At 59.3% G+C, this 15,946-nt stretch carries 14 protein-coding genes and 1 riboswitch; of the genes, 10 read left to right on the forward strand and 4 right to left on the reverse strand.

The window, feature by feature from the left end; translation table 11 throughout:
• Positions 1-137 precede the first annotated feature (137 nt).
• The 4 genes from G463_RS0100180 to G463_RS0100200 all read left to right on the forward strand — a co-directional run bounded on the left by G463_RS0100180 (position 138) and on the right by G463_RS0100200 (position 4,276).
• On the forward strand, positions 138-1,097 hold the full coding sequence (locus G463_RS0100180; protein WP_051321711.1) for a phosphodiester glycosidase family protein: 960 nt from the start codon (positions 138-140) through the stop codon (positions 1,095-1,097).
• 12 nt (positions 1,098-1,109) lie between these two features.
• Positions 1,110-2,123, forward strand: a complete 1,014-nt coding sequence (locus G463_RS0100185; protein WP_026973602.1) for a hypothetical protein — start codon at positions 1,110-1,112, stop codon at positions 2,121-2,123.
• A 21-nt stretch (positions 2,124-2,144) separates the two neighbouring features.
• Entirely contained in the window at positions 2,145-2,948 is an 804-nt protein-coding gene (locus G463_RS17740) for a polysaccharide deacetylase family protein (RefSeq protein WP_245575635.1), read from the forward strand.
• 62 nt (positions 2,949-3,010) lie between these two features.
• Positions 3,011-3,156, forward strand: a riboswitch (FMN riboswitch).
• Positions 3,157-3,481: 325 nt separating this feature from the next.
• Positions 3,482-4,276 carry a LysE family transporter gene (locus G463_RS0100200; RefSeq protein ID WP_245575636.1) on the forward strand — a complete coding sequence of 265 codons (795 nt, stop codon included), beginning with the start codon at positions 3,482-3,484 and terminating at the stop codon, positions 4,274-4,276.
• 217 nt (positions 4,277-4,493) lie between these two features.
• Here the strand turns inward: G463_RS0100200 and G463_RS0100210 are convergent, their stop codons facing one another.
• Complete coding sequence (locus G463_RS0100210) at positions 4,494-6,080, reverse strand: MDR family MFS transporter (protein WP_026973605.1); 1,587 nt, start codon at positions 6,078-6,080, stop codon at positions 4,494-4,496.
• Between the two features lie 23 nt (positions 6,081-6,103).
• On the reverse strand, positions 6,104-6,583 hold the full coding sequence (locus G463_RS17750; RefSeq protein ID WP_051321712.1) for a MarR family winged helix-turn-helix transcriptional regulator: 480 nt from the start codon (positions 6,581-6,583) through the stop codon (positions 6,104-6,106).
• A 356-nt stretch (positions 6,584-6,939) separates the two neighbouring features.
• On the opposite strand from G463_RS17750, the gene G463_RS17755 reads away from it, so the two are divergent.
• From G463_RS17755 to lepB, 3 genes are all read left to right on the forward strand, one after another.
• On the forward strand, positions 6,940-8,523 hold the full coding sequence (locus G463_RS17755; protein ID WP_051321713.1) for a DUF4855 domain-containing protein: 1,584 nt from the start codon (positions 6,940-6,942) through the stop codon (positions 8,521-8,523).
• Positions 8,524-8,547: 24 nt separating this feature from the next.
• Positions 8,548-9,975 (forward strand): hypothetical protein, encoded by a 1,428-nt coding sequence (locus G463_RS0100225; RefSeq protein ID WP_026973606.1) that lies wholly within the window; start codon positions 8,548-8,550, stop codon positions 9,973-9,975.
• Between the two features lie 219 nt (positions 9,976-10,194).
• Positions 10,195-10,722, forward strand: a complete 528-nt coding sequence (gene lepB / locus G463_RS0100230) for a signal peptidase I (protein ID WP_026973607.1) — start codon at positions 10,195-10,197, stop codon at positions 10,720-10,722.
• 11 nt (positions 10,723-10,733) lie between these two features.
• Here the strand turns inward: lepB and G463_RS0100235 are convergent, their stop codons facing one another.
• Both G463_RS0100235 and G463_RS17760 read right to left on the reverse strand, forming a co-directional pair.
• Positions 10,734-12,011 carry a glycosyltransferase family 39 protein gene (locus G463_RS0100235; protein WP_245575637.1) on the reverse strand — a complete coding sequence of 426 codons (1,278 nt, stop codon included), beginning with the start codon at positions 12,009-12,011 and terminating at the stop codon, positions 10,734-10,736.
• 29 nt (positions 12,012-12,040) lie between these two features.
• A complete protein-coding gene (locus G463_RS17760) occupies positions 12,041-13,174 on the reverse strand; it encodes a glycosyltransferase (RefSeq protein WP_035484812.1) in 1,134 nt (377 codons plus the stop codon).
• Between the two features lie 107 nt (positions 13,175-13,281).
• On the opposite strand from G463_RS17760, the gene G463_RS0100245 reads away from it, so the two are divergent.
• From G463_RS0100245 to G463_RS21420, 3 genes are read left to right on the forward strand one after another with little or no spacing between them, the layout of a single operon-like run.
• On the forward strand, positions 13,282-14,652 hold the full coding sequence (locus G463_RS0100245) for a sugar phosphate nucleotidyltransferase (RefSeq protein ID WP_026973609.1): 1,371 nt from the start codon (positions 13,282-13,284) through the stop codon (positions 14,650-14,652).
• Positions 14,628-14,906 carry a hypothetical protein gene (locus G463_RS23085; RefSeq protein ID WP_169725390.1) on the forward strand — a complete coding sequence of 93 codons (279 nt, stop codon included), beginning with the start codon at positions 14,628-14,630 and terminating at the stop codon, positions 14,904-14,906. The genes G463_RS0100245 and G463_RS23085 overlap by 25 nt, the downstream gene beginning before the upstream one ends.
• Positions 14,903-15,892: a GGDEF domain-containing protein gene (locus G463_RS21420; RefSeq protein WP_169725391.1), complete on the forward strand. Its 990-nt coding sequence runs from the start codon at positions 14,903-14,905 to the stop codon at positions 15,890-15,892. Before G463_RS23085 ends, G463_RS21420 begins: the two co-directional genes overlap by 4 nt.
• Positions 15,893-15,946 lie beyond the last annotated feature (54 nt).

Here is a 15,946-nt window from a genome sequence, read left to right on the forward strand (position 1 = left end):
TCCATAGCTTCTCGGTATGATGGAAAAGAAGTCAGACGGGACCATGATGGTGTGGAACGCTTCGTTTGCACGGAACGTGGTCGCACGAAACCTGTCGGGTCCTGCGGTTGTCCCGACGACAATACAGGAGGGTGACAGTGCGCCTGTTACGTTTGTCTCTACTGCTGCTGTTGGTAGGATTGTACACCTTCGTATCCAGCTCACTTCTGATTTTTCATGGGCCGTTCAGCGGTCTGCGCGAGTATATCATTGATTCGTTCACCACATCGAGGCACGGCTATTTGTTGCGTCCACTCTCTCTGTTCACGCTGTCGCAAAAGGTGATTGACGAACATAACCCCAACCTGTCGGCGGGGGCCGGCAGATCTTCGGAACAAGAATCGCGGGACTTCCGCAGTCTGAGCGGAGACAATCGAATTGAGTACAAGACCTACACCGGGAAGACGTTCACTGCGCAAATCCTCTTGGTGCACAATCCCCTGCGCCTGCAGGTGGCGGTCACAGGGCGCCTCGGCGATGTCGGGGAATCGGTCAGCGATATGGTGCAGGAGCACCACGCGGTCGCCGGGGTCAACGGCGGCGCGTTTCAGGATGTGGGATGGCACGGCACAGGCGGTGTGCCGCTCGGAATCACCATCTCCAATGGCAAGGTGGTACAGGCTTCCTCGAATCAACAGTCTGTGATTGGATTGACGGCACAGGGGGCATTGATTGTCGGCGATTACACGTTGGATCAATTAGAGGCGCTGCACGTCACCAACGCGCTGACGTTCGGACCGGTGCTGATTCAAGATGGCAAGGTGGTTGTTCAGGGGGACGGCGGCTGGGGCTATGCGCCGCGAACCGCCATCGGTCAAACGGCAGACGGGACCATTATCCTGATGGTGACGGACGGCCGCTTTGTGCACGGACCCGGTAATGTGGGGGCGTCCTTGGCCGAAGTGGCGCAGTTGATGCAGAGCTACGGGGCCGTGGTGGCCGCCAACCTCGATGGCGGCAGCTCATCCACCATGGTCTACAACGGCAAATTGATCAATGATCCAACGGACATCCTGGGCGAGCGGAAAGTCGCCACGGCCTGGATTGTCACGCGATAGGAGGGGTGAACCGTGAAAAAGCGTACGAGGCGGTTCATCGCCTTGTTGGTGGTGGCCTGTGGCATGGTCACCGTCGCGGAGTTGGCCGTGTTTTCGCACTATGAGTCGCTGTTGGGGGGGGGAAGCGTCACGGTTTCCGCACCGCCGCAGAAAACCGTACAGTCCCTGAAAAACATCCATCCATTGAATCAGAACCCGGCGCTGATGGCCGTATCCGAAAGCACGGATAAATTTGCGTATGTGGATGAGAACAACACCTTGCACGTGATTGATCTCACCACCAATCAAGATGTCTTCACCAAGGCGCTGAATCACACGGCGGTCGCCATCACCTGGATTGGCGATGACAGCATTTTCGTGGGCACCGAGGAACCGGCCGCGGGCGGAAAAACGCTGTATCTGAGCACCATCAGCGTCGCGTCCGGACAGATTCGATTGGTCCATGCCTATCAGGGTTTCTCGAGCAGCGCCAGATTCCGGGCGATAACGTACAGCCCATATACGAACGATGTGTACGTGCTCATCGCGGGAAATACCAACAGTCTTGTGTACCACTTCGATACCATGAGTGACATGAGCCAGGTGTCCCTCGGAGGGCGCTACGTCACGGACGAGGCGGTTACGCAGACGACCAACGTGTTGTACGTGCAGGATCGCGCGAACGGTGTACCCAACGTGTTGAAGTACAGCAAGGGCACCGTGGAGCTGGTGCATACCAACAGCTGCTTGTACCGCGTGGTGAACGATGCGCTGTATTTTGGCGTGTTGGACAACCAGGGGAACGTCATTCGCATTGACAAGGACGAAAACGGACAACTTTCGGTGTACTATACGCTGACTGCGCCGACGTCTCCGGACAAAGTGTTTGTCAACGGCGACGGACATATCCTGGTGGCGAACGGAGACAGCCTACTGGACGAACAGACGCATAAAACCATCCAATTGCCGCAGAATAGTCAACTGAGTGTGCAGGCCAACGCGTGCTTGGCTTGGACGAAGGATGGAACCGTATTGGTGGTGTCATAGTTCGCCTGGAGGGACAGTGTCATGGGGAGACGGAGCCGAAGCGAGCACATCGGTGGCCTGCGGTATTTCCGCCGCGGGCGGCTGTTTGGGAAGCTCTGTCTGTGTGCTATCGCGGCGAGCTCGGTGGTCGGGTTGGTCGGGGCCGCTCCGGCTTCAGCGGCCGAGACTCGATACGTTGTCAGCGCAAATCTGAGCCAACAGTTCCCTGGAATTGTGTTTTACACCGGGAGGCCATCGGCGAAAAACGTGGCTCTGACGTTTGATGACGGGCCGGATGCCAAGTACACGCCGCAAGTGCTGGATATCCTGCGGAGATATCATGTGAAGGCGACATTTTTCGTACTCGGCGTTCGGGCCAAGAGGTATCCTCAAACTGTGCGCCGCATGGTACGGGAAGGTCACGCCATCGGCAACCATACGTGGAATCACCCGGATTTGGCGAAGATGAGCGCTTCCGAAATTCGGGATCAAATTGTGCGTACGGATTGTGTGCTGTCACCGCTGATAGGGTATCGCACGAATCTGTTGCGCCCGCCATACGGGGCGCTGAACCCGGATACGGTGCGGGTGGTATCGGCGATGGGATACAAAGTGGTGGACTGGTCGGTGGACACGCGCGACTGGGCCGGGACGCCCGTTCCGGCAATGCTTGCGATGGTCCGCAAGGACGTGCGGCCGGGGGCCATCATTCTGGAGCACTGCGGGGGCAAAGCGGATGTCAATCTGGACAACACACTGCAGGCGCTGCCGAAGATCATTGAGTATCTGCGCAGCCAGGGATACCGATTGGTGACCATTCCCGAGTTGATTGGGACCTCCCGCTAGTTGGGTATTCCGCTCGGATTGAACGGCATTGCTATCCTCTGCTACAGTGATCTCATCTGAATATGAACCTTCGGGGGGCAGGGTGAGGCACAGGAAGGTGCCAATTCCCGACCGGTGGTGACGCCGTCAGGCGAAGGCCACGAGCCGCAAGGCAGGAACTGGTGAGAGTCCAGTACCGACGGTACAGTCCGGATGGGAGAAGGGAACGGGAAACCCGGCTGATTCTGTGTTCCTTGGCGCCGAATCGCCGGGTTGTGGTGACTTGCCCCGAAGCGCGTGTTTTCTGCGGCTTCGGGGCATTTCTCTTCCCAGCAGCGCGCGACTTCAGAGGCACCGCAACGTGGTTGCTGCGGTGCGCCGATGATGCGAAGTTTGCCCTGTTGAGCGAGGCGCTGCGGAAGGTTCAATTCGGAACACCTTTGAAGGAAGGGTTTTGAATTGAAGATGGCGAAGCTGCGCATACAGGCGACCGGTGGGTCGTCGCTCGGTGTTTGGTTGCGCTCGGTGCTGCGTTCTGGGGATTGGATTCGATTTTGATTGTACCTTTGGTGCGGGTCCTGACGTCCACCCAAATTGTGTTTTTGGAGCACGTGCTCCTCGCTCTGTTTGCACTGCCCGTGGTGTGGCGGTCGCGCGGCGGCGTCACGGCGGAAGGCGTGTGCGGAAAGGAAGTTGCCGTCCTCATGATGGAATTATTCGGTTCAGGATTTTTGCTTTCGTTATCGCTCTGCCTAGATTTGGGAATTGTGAACGTGGCCGTGCTGAAGACCGGGATTGAGCGAGGTGTCGTTCCTTCGTTCTTGCTCGGCCTGGGTTCGTCATTTGGAGACCTGGTGTACGCCGGGCTATCCATGGTCGGAATGTCACTGTTGCTGCGGTTCGCGGTGGTGCGATGGCTGCTTTGGATTGGCGGAACATTGGCGCTGGGATACCTGTCCGTGCATATGATCCGGGAATCGCTCCGCCCAAAGGCGCTGGTCCTGAACGAAGCCGGTACCGCGATCGAGTCATCCTGGATCCGGCCGTTGCTGACCGGCGTTGGTCTCGCACTGTCTTCCCCTTCGGCCATTCTCTGGTTTGCGGCGGTGGGCGGCAGTGTGATTGCTGCCACCACGCGTACAGGCGCACTGGGGGGATCCTCTCTGGTCTTCTTCCTAGGCTTTTTCACCGCCGGCGTGTTGTGGTCGGCGGTCGTGGCGTTCGTCAGCGGCCAGGCGCGGCGCTGGCTCGGGACATCGCTGCTTCGCGGGGTGTCCTTACTGTCCGCGGCCCTGTTCGTGTATTTCGCGTGCCGCGTTTTTCTCAATGGCTTGCACACGTTGGTCTGATCCGCATGGAAACCGTGGGCGTGCCTGTGCACTGGCGGCTCCTTCCATCTGGCGGACGGCATGGCGATGGTTTTGCTGCTGTTGGTGTTGGCAGGCTTCGCCGTGGTGTTTTTCTCGGCCGGCTTGGTGCAGTTGCGATACAGTTGACGGAAAAGCAATGGGGCTGCCGAGCAGACCCATTGGGTCACATCTCGGCAGCCCTTCGTTGCCCGCTCACTCACGCTTCCGTCGGTTGGCTGCGTTTGCGCGGATTGGAGATCTGAACTTTCCCGACGAACACCGTCAACAGCGTGCCGACCAGGACGAATGCCAGCCCCCAGAGAAACACGCTGTGCAGCGAGGTGACGAGCGACGACTTGAGAATGGGCACGAACTGCTGCGAGAATTGAGCTGGCATTTTGGCCAGCGCCTCCGGGCTGAGCAGCGACGAGTACAGGCTCTGCGCATTGCCGTGAATCATCGTCTGCAGCTGCTGGGTCGCCGGATTGTTCGCGGGCAGATGCTGAAACAACGGCGCCGTCTTTTCCGAGAGCACGTGGCTTGACCGATTGTTGAGCACTGCGCCGAGGATGGTCATGCCGAACGTGCCGCCGATTTGCCGGAAAAACTGGCTGGATGACGTCACCACGCCGAGTTCCGACTTCGGGAAGCTGTCCTGCAGTGCAATCGTGAGAATCGGGAACACGAGCCCCATGCCCAGTCCCAGGATGACCATGTAGACGGACACCGTAAACCCGGATGTGGACACCTGAATCATCGACAGGAGGCCGAAGCTGACCGCCATGATGATCATGCCGAGCGCCAGTTGCACGCGGACGCCAATCTTCAGCACCAGTTGACCGCCGAGCACACTGCAGGCCATCATCGCAATCATCATGGGCGTCATGGCCGTGCCCGAGGTGGATGGGCTGATGCCAAGAATTCCCTGCAAGAACAGCGGCACAAACATGATGGATCCGAACATGCCCACCGCCATCAGAAAGCCGACGGCGTTAATGGTGGTGAACACGCGGCTCTTGAACAGGCGCAGCGGGATGATGGGTTCCGACGCCCGTTGTTCCGCTACGGCAAACAGCGCCAGCGCCACCACGGCCAGGGCGAACAGGCCCAGAATCTGCCACGATGTCCAGGCGTAATCCTTGCCGCCGAAGGTCAGTGCCAGCAAGATGCTCACCACGCCAACCACCATGGTGACAATCCCGGCGATGTCGAATTGCACCTTGCCCTTGCGAGAGTGGCTCGGCAGACCGAGGGCAATCAAAATCATCGCGGCGATGGCCACGGGCAGATTGATGTAGAACACCCACCGCCAGGTCAACGCGTCGACAATCCAACCGCCGATTTGCGGACCAATCACCGAGGACAGCCCGAAGATGGCGCCGAACACACCTTGCCACTTGGCGCGGTCTTTGCCGGAGAACAGGTCTCCGATGATGATCATGGCCATGGGCATCATGATGCCGCCGCCGAGGCCCTGAAAGCCGCGGAACCAAATCAATTGGGGCATCGTTTGGGCCATGCCGCAGAGCGCCGACCCGGCCACGAAAACAATCAGCCCCGTCAAGTACACCACGCGGCGTCCGAGCAGGTCAGCGAGCTTTCCGGCAATGGGCACCACGGTGGTGGATGTCAGCATATATGCGGTGGTCAACCAGGTCATCAGGCCCAGTCCGCCCAACTCGCCGACGATGCGCGGCATGGCCGTACCCACAATCGTTTGGTCGAGGGCGCCGAACAGCATGGCAATCATCAATCCTGCGATGAGCATGCCGCGGTGGCGAACGGTCGGCGCGGACGTTTCCATGAGGGTCTGTGTGGATTCCAACGTCATTCCTCCGTTTTGCGCGGTGAACCGAGCACCAACGGTACGTTGGTGACTTCGGCAATCTGCGCGAGATTTTCCAATGCCGAAAGGAAGGTCTCCACCTTCTCCTCCGGCATCTGAGACAAGCAATGGGATACAATCTTCCTTCGTTGTTGAAGCACGTGTTCGAGAGCCCGCCGTCCTGCTGGCGTAATGGAGAGCGTGACCACGCGGCGGTCATGGCTGGAGCGGGATCGTTTGACGAATCCGTGGTTCTCCAACCGATCCAACATGACCGTCACAGCGCTCGGATTGACCTCCATTTTGTCCGCCAATTGGGAGACGGTGCAGTCCTCCCTGCTCTGAATAAAGAACAACAGAAAGCACTGCCCGGGAGTGAGGGGAGTGTCCAACTGCTGCATGACGCCTGGCCCGAAAAAGTGTAACACCGTGTACATCGTGCGTTCAAATCGCTGCGTTTGTGATTCGGTGGATGAAGGCACACGCTTCCCTTCTTTGCATGGATGAAAGTTTGAGGGGTGCAATGTTTTAAAAACTAAACGTTTATACTGTATAACGAATTTCCCTTCGTGTCAACTCAACGACGGAATTCGACAACGGCACGGGCATTCGTGTCGTGGCGTGTAACAATTCGCCTTTCTACTTCGTCCCTCTTGGTGTAAGATAGATTGGATACATTCGCTACCTCAGTTCCCATTTCCATTCCATAATCCCCATTCAGCGGGCGTTCACAGAAGTTGAGCCGGGATGGCGTGGGTGCGCGGTCACCCGGATGCGCCCGGCGATATTTCCGCCAACTCCTGTGGCGCCCGACCAGTGGACGAGCGGGAGGAAAGTTATGCGAAGACAATTGGTTGCGGCGGCGTGCTCGCTGACGTTGGCGGCGGCAAGCGGTGCTGTCGGGAGCACCCCGGTTTGGGCGGATTCTGCGCCGGTCACGGATCTGGCGCCCTCCTCGAGTCTGGAGACGACGGTGACAGGCAGTCCGGACGCGACCTTTCAGGCGAGCGAGCAGCAGTACGCAGGATGGTTGACGCAGGGAGACAACTGGCGGGGATATCTGCGGCAGCAAGGGCGTTCCATTACGGTGACGCTGCCGAGCAGTGCCTCCGTTCGAACGGTTTCCATCGATATGATGCAGAACCCGGCGAGCGGAATTTACTACCCGAGCTATGTGGACGTGGAGGTCCAGAGCAACGGCCAATGGATCAAGGTGGGCCGGGTGGCCACGCACATTCCCCTGACGGACCGGCGCGTGAGCACGCAGACGTTTGCGCTGCAGTTACCCGGCGTGGAGACGACGCAAGTGCGGGTCTCGTTCCCCGTGGGCGTATGGGTCTTTGCGCGCCATTTACATATCTACGCTGCGGTCGGTGGTCAGACCGGCGGAACGGTCGCACCCATTTCCACGTCGGATTCGGGAGATGCCACGGCGAATCGGCCGCTCAGCCCAACCGATCCGGGAGTGAACGGCATCCGCAATATGCTGTTGGTCTATACGGGCAATCACACGGCTGCGGGGACGTGGACGACGCAGGATTTTCTGCCGATGGTGGGATACTCGTCGCTTAGCAGCGGGTCTTGGCAAGGGCGCATGTTTGACACCATGCTCTTCGTGCCGTACGGCACGGTCGGAGACACCGAGTCCGCGTGGCAGGACTACCTCCATGATCTGTTCGCGCCGAACCAGCAACTGGCCGCGCTCGACGCTGCAGTCGGCCAAATCAATCAACAGTTGGGCACCTACGGACAAAAGGAAAACGTCGTGCTGACGCTTCCCTATCCGGCCTACGGGGACGGCGTCTTCGGCACTGTGAACGGCCAGACCCTTTCGTTTGACGGCGGACCAGACGACGCGCTGGCGCTGCAGGCCCGCCACCAGGCGTTGCAATGGTATCTGCAACAGCTCCTCGCTGATTGGCGGAACGCGAATTATTCGAATCTCAAACTGGTTGGCCTGTATTGGGAAAACGAGGCGATCAACACGGAGCGGCCCGGAGAGGTGGCGCTCGTTCAGGATGCGGCGGCGCTCGCGCACGCGCAGTCTCTGTCCTTTTACTGGATTCCCTACTATGACGCCGAGGGTATTTCCCACTGGCGCTCCTTCGGGTTTGATGCCGCGTGGCTGCAGCCGAACTACGCGGAGCTCGGTAGCGGTGCCGACCTCGGGCGGCTGCGGAACGCCGAGCAGTATGCGACGAAGTACGGGCTCGGATTGGAACTGGAGTGCACAGGATTGGACGCCACCGGTGCGTCGCTCTACACCAACACCATCAACGAGCTGGCCGCGGACGGGTACGCGGGCAGCGTGACGCACGCCTATTACGACGCATCCAAACTGTTCACTCAGGCTTCGGGGAGTGTGGATCTGAACACGCGGCTTGTGTATGACAACACGTACCAGTTCATAGCGCGCCCTTAGGGTTTACGGGAGAGGAGAATCGAGATGCGTAACAAGAAGCACCTCCGGCGCGCCGCGGCCGCAGGGATGGCGGCGTTGCTGTGTGCGGCGGGGGAAACGTCCTTTGCCAACGCCGCTCAGGCACCGGCCGGGTTTCATCCGGTGCTGTCAACCAAGACGGTGTCGCTCAATGGGAACTTGGTGTCTTCTCCGAAAGGATTCAGCTACCAGGGAACCTCATATCTGCCGGTATATTATGTGATGCACGCGTTGGACAGCATCGGCATCCACAGTACGTGGAACGGCAGCGCCTGGCATCTCCAGGTGCCGTCCGGCATTCAGGTGGACCTGAGCCAGATCAGCGTCGGATCTGGTGACGTGTCCATCTACATCAACAATACACTGGTCAAGCGCGTATACGGCTTGGTCTACCCTGATCCGGCCTCCGGCAAACCCACCACATACCTGCCCATCTGGTACGCCATGGGTGTGTTTCAGCGGATGGGCATCACGCCGTCCTGGGACGGCACCCACTGGAACATGAAGCAGACCCAGACCGCTCCTGAGGGCCCAGCGGACACGACGGTCCAAGCGTCCACGATACCGGGAGCGGTATCCAAGGAGAAGCTGGTGGCCGATTTCGCGGCGGCGGTGGGGGCGACGGCGACCGTACCATCATCGTCGCCGTACGACGATGTTCCGACGTCCGATCCGAATGCGGGCGCCGTGCTGCAGGCGGTGTCGAACCACTGGATCACACCGTTCTCCGCGTCCCACTTCGGCGCCGGCGATGTGGTGACCCTACAGGACGCGGATCAACTCTACTGGAACTATCTGAAAATCACCGACGGTCGGTATCAGCCGGGGCAGACCTGGAGCGCCTGGGCGGATGACACGGAGTTGACCAACGGTGTTCAGCAAACCGAGTACCTCATGGCAGACGACGAACAGAAATGGATGGCCAACCTCACGGATCTGCTCCGCGGATACTCGGCATCCACCGAGGGCACGGCAACACTGCGCTACACGCCGGAAGAGGAATACGCAGCGACGTTTTCAAAGGCCGTCACCGCAACAGGAACTCCGGTCTTCACGTCGACCACAGACATCCAGACGGCCATTGTGAACACCTACCGATTCTTCAACAGTGTGACGGTTCAATACGGTGCCGACGACGTCACCGTGCGTCTGCCGTTGGCGGCGGACGGGACCTGGTTTGTGTACGGATCGAGCACGCAAGACGTGTCCTACAGTCTGGACGGCGGCGCGTCTTGGACGACCGCGGATGTGTTTGACTCCACTCGCCTGTCGTCACGGCCGAGTTCTGTACTGGTGCGCGCCGCCAGCGCGAACGGACTGTGGATCACGTACAACAAACTGGTCCCGGCGATAGCCGGCAGCGTGGCGCTCGGTATGGTCCACGTGTGGGTCGACCCCGACGGCTCGCTGCGGGTGGCGCGCATCCCTGTGTGAGTCGGCGACGAACGGATGTCCACACTGGATGCCACGAGCGCGGGGCATGTTCCCCGGCGCGTGGCATGGGTGGTTTGATTCCCCACGGGCCGGGGGAGAGGATGAACCGTTCGTGCGTTGAATTTAGCATCGTTGGGCGGTGTTTTCTGCCGGGGGCGGGCGCGCGTCCGGCCGGAGGAACGATTGCGCAAACACGATCTCTCGGGAGGCGTCCGTGGGTTGAAAACCCTGATGAAGGTGTTTAGAAACTACATCGGTCCGGTGGTGGCGGGTGTGCTCATCGCCTTATTTACAACGCATTACGTTGTCAGTCAGGCGGAGGTCATTTCGGGGTCGATGGTGCCAACTCTCCCCTATCCAACCCATCTGCTGGTGGATCATCTGGCGACTGAACTGGCCGCGCCGTATCGGGGCGAGGTCATCATGTTTCACCACCCCAAGAATTCCACCTCCGAAGATCCGCTGCTGAAACGGATCATCGGGCTGCCCGGGGAAACGGTCTACATCACCAATGGGCATGTCTATATCAATGGGAAACTGTTGAAGGAGCCGTATCTGACGGTCACCACCGAGGGAACGTTCGGGCCGTACAAGGTGCCGCCTGGAGAGTACTTCGTGATGGGAGACAACCGAAACAATTCGTTCGACAGCCGGTTCTGGCAAAACCACTTTGTCCCCCGCGCCAATATCATCGGACGAATTGACGCGGTGGTGTGGCCGCCTTCCGACATGAAGATTGTGCACTGACGCGGAGGGCCTCACATGCCCTGCGGCCGTGCAGCGGACGGGCGGTCTCGCTCCGCTTTCCAGAGCAGCGCCAGGCCCGCACCCAAGAACAGCGCGAAGAGGGGCATCATCGGATAACGGAACCGATCCCAAGCGGGGAAAAACATAAAGAGCAGCGTGTTGTACACAATCCACGCGGCCGGGAACAGGGCCAGGCGCCAAGCGCCGCGGTGCACGAAAAACACGCGAATGAGGCCAATCGCCGCCAGCAGCATGAACAGTCCGTACACGACGGTGCAGAACCAGGAGATGCTGGTGGTCAGCGCGGGCGCGGTCACGTGAAATGTGTACCACACGCTGTTCACATCGTCCTTGTAGAGGCTGATGATTTTCAATATCCCGTGGTGCAGCGTGGTCAGCGGGTGGGACAGGATGTACCGTTCCGCCACCTTTTTGCCGATTTGGTCCTGCAGCAATTCGTTGTTGTGGGCTGCCAGCAGCGGATTTTTCCAAGGGAGCCAAGACCAGTAGTAGCCCGAGTCGGTTTTCGTCCCCTGCCACAGATTTGTCCCTCCGTTCGTTGACACCAGCACAAAGTGATGTAGGGACAGGATGTTGCGGATGGTGACCGGCGCAATCGCAGCCGCCATCGGTCCAACAAAGCAGGCGACGCGGGCGAGACTGTTCAGCCAGCGCCGACGGTTGATCCACCATTCGTACAGGAATATGACCAACGGAAACAGGAGCGTGATGGGACGCACGTCGGAGGCGAGACCCAGCAACAGTCCGGCGAACAGCGTTGGCCGTATCCACCCGCCCTTCGCTGTGTGCTGGCGCGTCGCATGCACATAGAGATACATCGAAAACACCAGCAGAAACGTGAACAGTTCTTCCGAACCGAGCACGGAGTTCCAAAGAATTTGGCTGGGCAGCAGTGAGTACCCAATGGCCGCGCACAGAGCCATCCGATGCGACGAAAAGATCTCCGCGGCCAATCGGTAGATGAGCGCCACGATACCGGTGCTGAGCACGGCGTTGACAAACATCCCAACCATCATGTGCGGGCCGAATATGCGGAGGAACAGCGACAGAAACAGCGGCCAGCCAATCGGCCAGTAGGCCGTCGGATGCCCGTTCCATTCATACACGTTGTGTTGCGCCAGCTGTACGGCGTGCGTGAAATACCAATCAAAATCCGCCTTTTGCGGCGGATGCATGTATAAAATCCAGAGACAGCGGCCAAGCAAATTCACCGCCAATAGCCCCAGAAACCAGGGGCGTGCCATAGGGGAGCGGGCGGTTTCCGCCATACTCTGTACCTCCTTTCCGTTGCGCACCGCTATTCGTGGGTCACGCGAATGGTGCGTTTCACCTGTTCTCGGTTGTCGGACTGGGTGCCCCAGGTGAATCGGTTGTTTGCCGTGAACGACCAAGCGGTGGCGATGATAATTCCGAGACATTGCCCCACCAACGCATGCCAGTGCAGCAGGTGGAACACGTGGGCGACCAGCGCGGTGATGGCGATGCCCACACTCGAGACCAGGATGAAGGTCGGCATCTGCAGCGCGCGCCGCCATTTGACAGGGTGGGCGTGCTGCTTGCCCCAGGTGACTCTGTCGTTCCACAGGAAATTGTGAATCATTGCCACGCACGACGAGAGGATGGAGGCCCACGCCACCGTTCGAATGTGCAGGAGGTACAGGCAGATGCTCATCATCACCAGGTTGACCACCACGCCGAGCGCGCCGACCATGCAGAACACATAGAACCGCCGGTCTTCCGGACTGCTCCAGAGCAGGCGGCCGATGTGCTTCAGGTAGTTCCACTGCTCGCGGAGGCTCATCTTTGATTCGCCGGCGTCGCGCGCCTGGAATGCGTACGGAATTTCATGCACCGTCTCATAGTGTCCGTGAACCAGCACTTCCATGAGAATTTTCCAACCGATTGGATTCAGCCGCGCATCGCGGATGACCTCGCGGTGCAAGCCAAAATAGCCGCCGGTGCAGTCGGAGATGGAGCGCAGGCGGCGAATGGCCAACTGGCCAATTTTTCGCGCAGTCCAGGAGACGAGCTTGCGAAACGCGTTGAGTCCGCCGTCGCTGCCGCCGGGGACGAAGCGACTGGGAATCACCACATCAATCCCGTCGCGCAGCCGCTGCAAGATGGTGGGCAGCAGTTCCGGTGGGTGCTGCAGATCCGCGTCCATCACCACGATGAATCGTCCGCGGCTCCGCCGGAATCCCTCTACCACGGCGGTGCCAAGTCCCCGCTCATGCTCGCGATGGACGAAGTGCACGCGGGCGTTGTCCGCGGCGAGGGCGGCCAAGGCGTCCGGCGTGTCGTCCCGGCTGTCATCGATGAACCAGATTTCATATTCGCACGGAACCGATGCCAATGCTTGTTCAATGCGCCGCACAATGGCGCGGACGTTTTCCTTTTCGTTGAACGTCGGGATGACGATACTGAGTTCCATATCATTTCCTCGTTTGCGGTATTGTGGACATGCCTCAACAGACAGATCTATTCTAGTGAAGACGAATGGGCACGTCTACTGTGATTTTGCCAAAAGGAGTCTCCGAAATGAAGCTGATTCTGTTGTCCGGTGGATCCGGAAAACGTTTGTGGCCGATGTCGAATGACAGCAGATCCAAACAATTCCTCAAAGTTCTGCCCGCCCCCGACGGCGGCCGCGTGTCCATGCTGCAGCGCGTCTGGCGCCAATTGGGCGCGGTCGGGTTGCGGTCGAACACCTTCATCTGCGCGTCCAAAGCGCAGTGGGAGGTGATTTCGTCACAGTTGGGTGACGTCCCCTTCATTCAGGAACCTTCCCGAAGAGACACGTTTCCAGCCATCGCGTTGGCCACGCTGTACCTGCGTGATGTGGTGGGCTGCCCGGATGACGAGGTGGTGGCGGTGGTGCCCGTCGACCATTACGTGGAAGATGCGTATTTTGCTCACATCGCCCAACTGGAATCGACGCTGCACGCATCCGGGGCGGATCTCGTACTGCTCGGCGTCCAGCCCACGGAGCCAACGAGCAAATTCGGCTATATGCGCATTGAATCGAAGGGCGAGGCGGACTGGCTGAAGGTGGCGTCGTTCGTGGAAAAGCCGCCGCAGAAGCAGGCCGAGCAACTGATTGCCGAGGGCGCTTTGTGGAACTGCGGCGTGTTCTGTTTTCGGCTGTCCTTTTTGCGTTCGGTGCTGGCGAACAAAGGCTACCCCACTACGTACAAGGCGCTGCATGAACAATTCGATGCGCTGCCCAAGCGCAGCTTTGACTACGAGGTGGTCGAGCAGACGCGGTCGATTGCGGCCCGAGCGTACGAAGGTACGTGGAAGGACCTGGGCACCTGGGAGTCGCTGTCCCAGGAGATGGCGAGCACGTTTGCCGGCAATGGCGATGCGGTGGACTGCACCAACACGCACGTGGTGAACGAACTGGACATTCCCGTGGTGGTCATGGGCGTACACAACGCGATGGTGGTCACGACGCCGGACGGCATTCTGGTGGCGGATAAACAGAGCACCAGTCGGTTGAAGGATGTCATTGGACATTACGATGGTCGGCCGATGTACGAAGAGCGGCGCTGGGGATGGTATCGGGTGCTTGATGTGCAGAAGCTGGAAGACGGAACCGAGGTGTTGACCAAGTCCGTCGAGCTGCACGCCGGTCAACACCTGAGCTATCAGAAACACGTCAAGCGCTCGGAGACCTGGACCATCCTGGAGGGCAACGGTGAACTGGCGCTGGACAACCGCATCATCACCGTCGTTCCCGGCGACGTCATTCGCATCTATCCAGAGCAATGGCACGCGCTGCGCGCGGCGACCCGGCTGCGCTTCATTGAGGTGCAGCGCGGATTGGAACTGGTGGACGAGGATGTGGTGCGCCGCTTTCTGGCGTGGGAGGACATTGTCTCCTATTGCCGATCTGGGCTGAGCCTGTAGCAGGCATCGGCGCCCCAGCCGCACGGAAGCGGCTGGGGGATGACTGGCCGTTCGATATCATACAATGGGTGGGATGCCCGAATGGGGGAATTTTCAAAACCATCTTGTCTGCGAAAGCCAATCTGTATATTATGAATGCGGGAGAGAAAGGAAGACATATCCTGCAATACGTGCTTGTGGGACACAGTGTCATCGGGGTGGGTGCGTTGCAGCGTCGCCACAGGTTCATCAACAACCGGGTGGTGCAGGAATGAAATTAACTTCTGACCTACGTGTGGTCTTGCTCACTGCGCTGTGTTGTGTGTTTTCCGACGCCTTCTTAATACCAGATCACCTGTACGCCCAAGCCGTGGTGCTCGGCGCTTCGGTGTTGTTTGTGGTGGTCGCGCTACTTCTTCCCAGCCAACGGCTGTGGCTGCGAACCGCGCTATTGACGCTATCCGCAGTTGCCATCGCCGGATGCACGCTCGCATATCCTTCCTATGTGCTATACACCTTGGTCATGTCCGCTGTCATTTCCAGCTTTCTGTCCGTTCGGCTGCGCGCCATCCACGGCCTCATCTATTTTCTGCTACAGTTGGCCGTTTCGGCGTGGCCGCTCTACCGCATGCTCAGACATCCCGACGCGGCGTTTGCGGTCATTGTGGTTTCTGCCTGCGTCGTACTGATTGCGCAAATCGCCGAGGTATCGGTGAAGTTTCACCAGTACCGCAGGCTGTCCATTTTTGACGAACTGACCGGATTGCACAATGTCCGCTACTTTCGCTACAAGATGCAGCAGTACCTAAAACACCCCAAGGTTCAGCACCTCTGTTTGCTCTTGGTGGATTTGGACAAATTCAAAGTGGTCAACGATACGTACGGCCACCGCGAGGGGGACGAGGTCTTGAAGCGCGCGGCGCAGCTGTTGCAGCAGCACGCGAATCCGGCGGTCATCAGCCGGTACGGTGGGGAAGAATTTGCCATCATTTTGCCGAACGCCGCGGAATCTGACGCGGTTCGTCTCGCCGAACGGTTGCGATCCGCGCTCCAATCCGCAGTGCTCTGCGCGGTTCCTGTTACGCTCTCCTGCGGCATTGTCTACAGTGACGCGAAAGACGTGGACGTGGACGCTCTGTTTGACGCCGCCGACGCGGCACTGTACGAAGCGAAGCAGACGCGCAACTGCGTGTGCGTCCGCCACCTGAAGGATGGCGCACGCCCTGTGCCCGGCAAGTCGGAGTGGATTGCTTCCAAGTGAGGCCTTTAGACCCTCGGGGCCACCACAGGCATGGCGTGGTTCAGCTCGGCGGTC

This window comes from Alicyclobacillus contaminans DSM 17975, from assembly GCF_000429525.1.
Taxonomy (GTDB): Bacteria; Bacillota; Bacilli; order Alicyclobacillales; family Alicyclobacillaceae; genus Alicyclobacillus_A; species Alicyclobacillus_A contaminans.

What these genes read in the sequence shown, in the direction of transcription:
- G463_RS0100210 (WP_026973605.1), bottom strand. Translation starts at nt 6,080, where the DNA reads ATGGAAACGTCCGCGCCGACCGTTCGCCACCGCGGCATGCTCATCGCA.
- G463_RS21420 (WP_169725391.1), top strand. Translation starts at nt 14,903, where the DNA reads ATGAAATTAACTTCTGACCTACGTGTGGTCTTGCTCACTGCGCTGTGT.
- G463_RS17740 (WP_245575635.1), top strand. Translation starts at nt 2,145, where the DNA reads ATGGGGAGACGGAGCCGAAGCGAGCACATCGGTGGCCTGCGGTATTTC.
- G463_RS0100235 (WP_245575637.1), bottom strand. Translation starts at nt 12,011, where the DNA reads ATGGCGGAAACCGCCCGCTCCCCTATGGCACGCCCCTGGTTTCTGGGG.
- G463_RS17755 (WP_051321713.1), top strand. Translation starts at nt 6,940, where the DNA reads ATGCGAAGACAATTGGTTGCGGCGGCGTGCTCGCTGACGTTGGCGGCG.
- G463_RS17760 (WP_035484812.1), bottom strand. Translation starts at nt 13,174, where the DNA reads ATGGAACTCAGTATCGTCATCCCGACGTTCAACGAAAAGGAAAACGTC.
- G463_RS0100225 (WP_026973606.1), top strand. Translation starts at nt 8,548, where the DNA reads ATGCGTAACAAGAAGCACCTCCGGCGCGCCGCGGCCGCAGGGATGGCG.
- G463_RS0100245 (WP_026973609.1), top strand. Translation starts at nt 13,282, where the DNA reads ATGAAGCTGATTCTGTTGTCCGGTGGATCCGGAAAACGTTTGTGGCCG.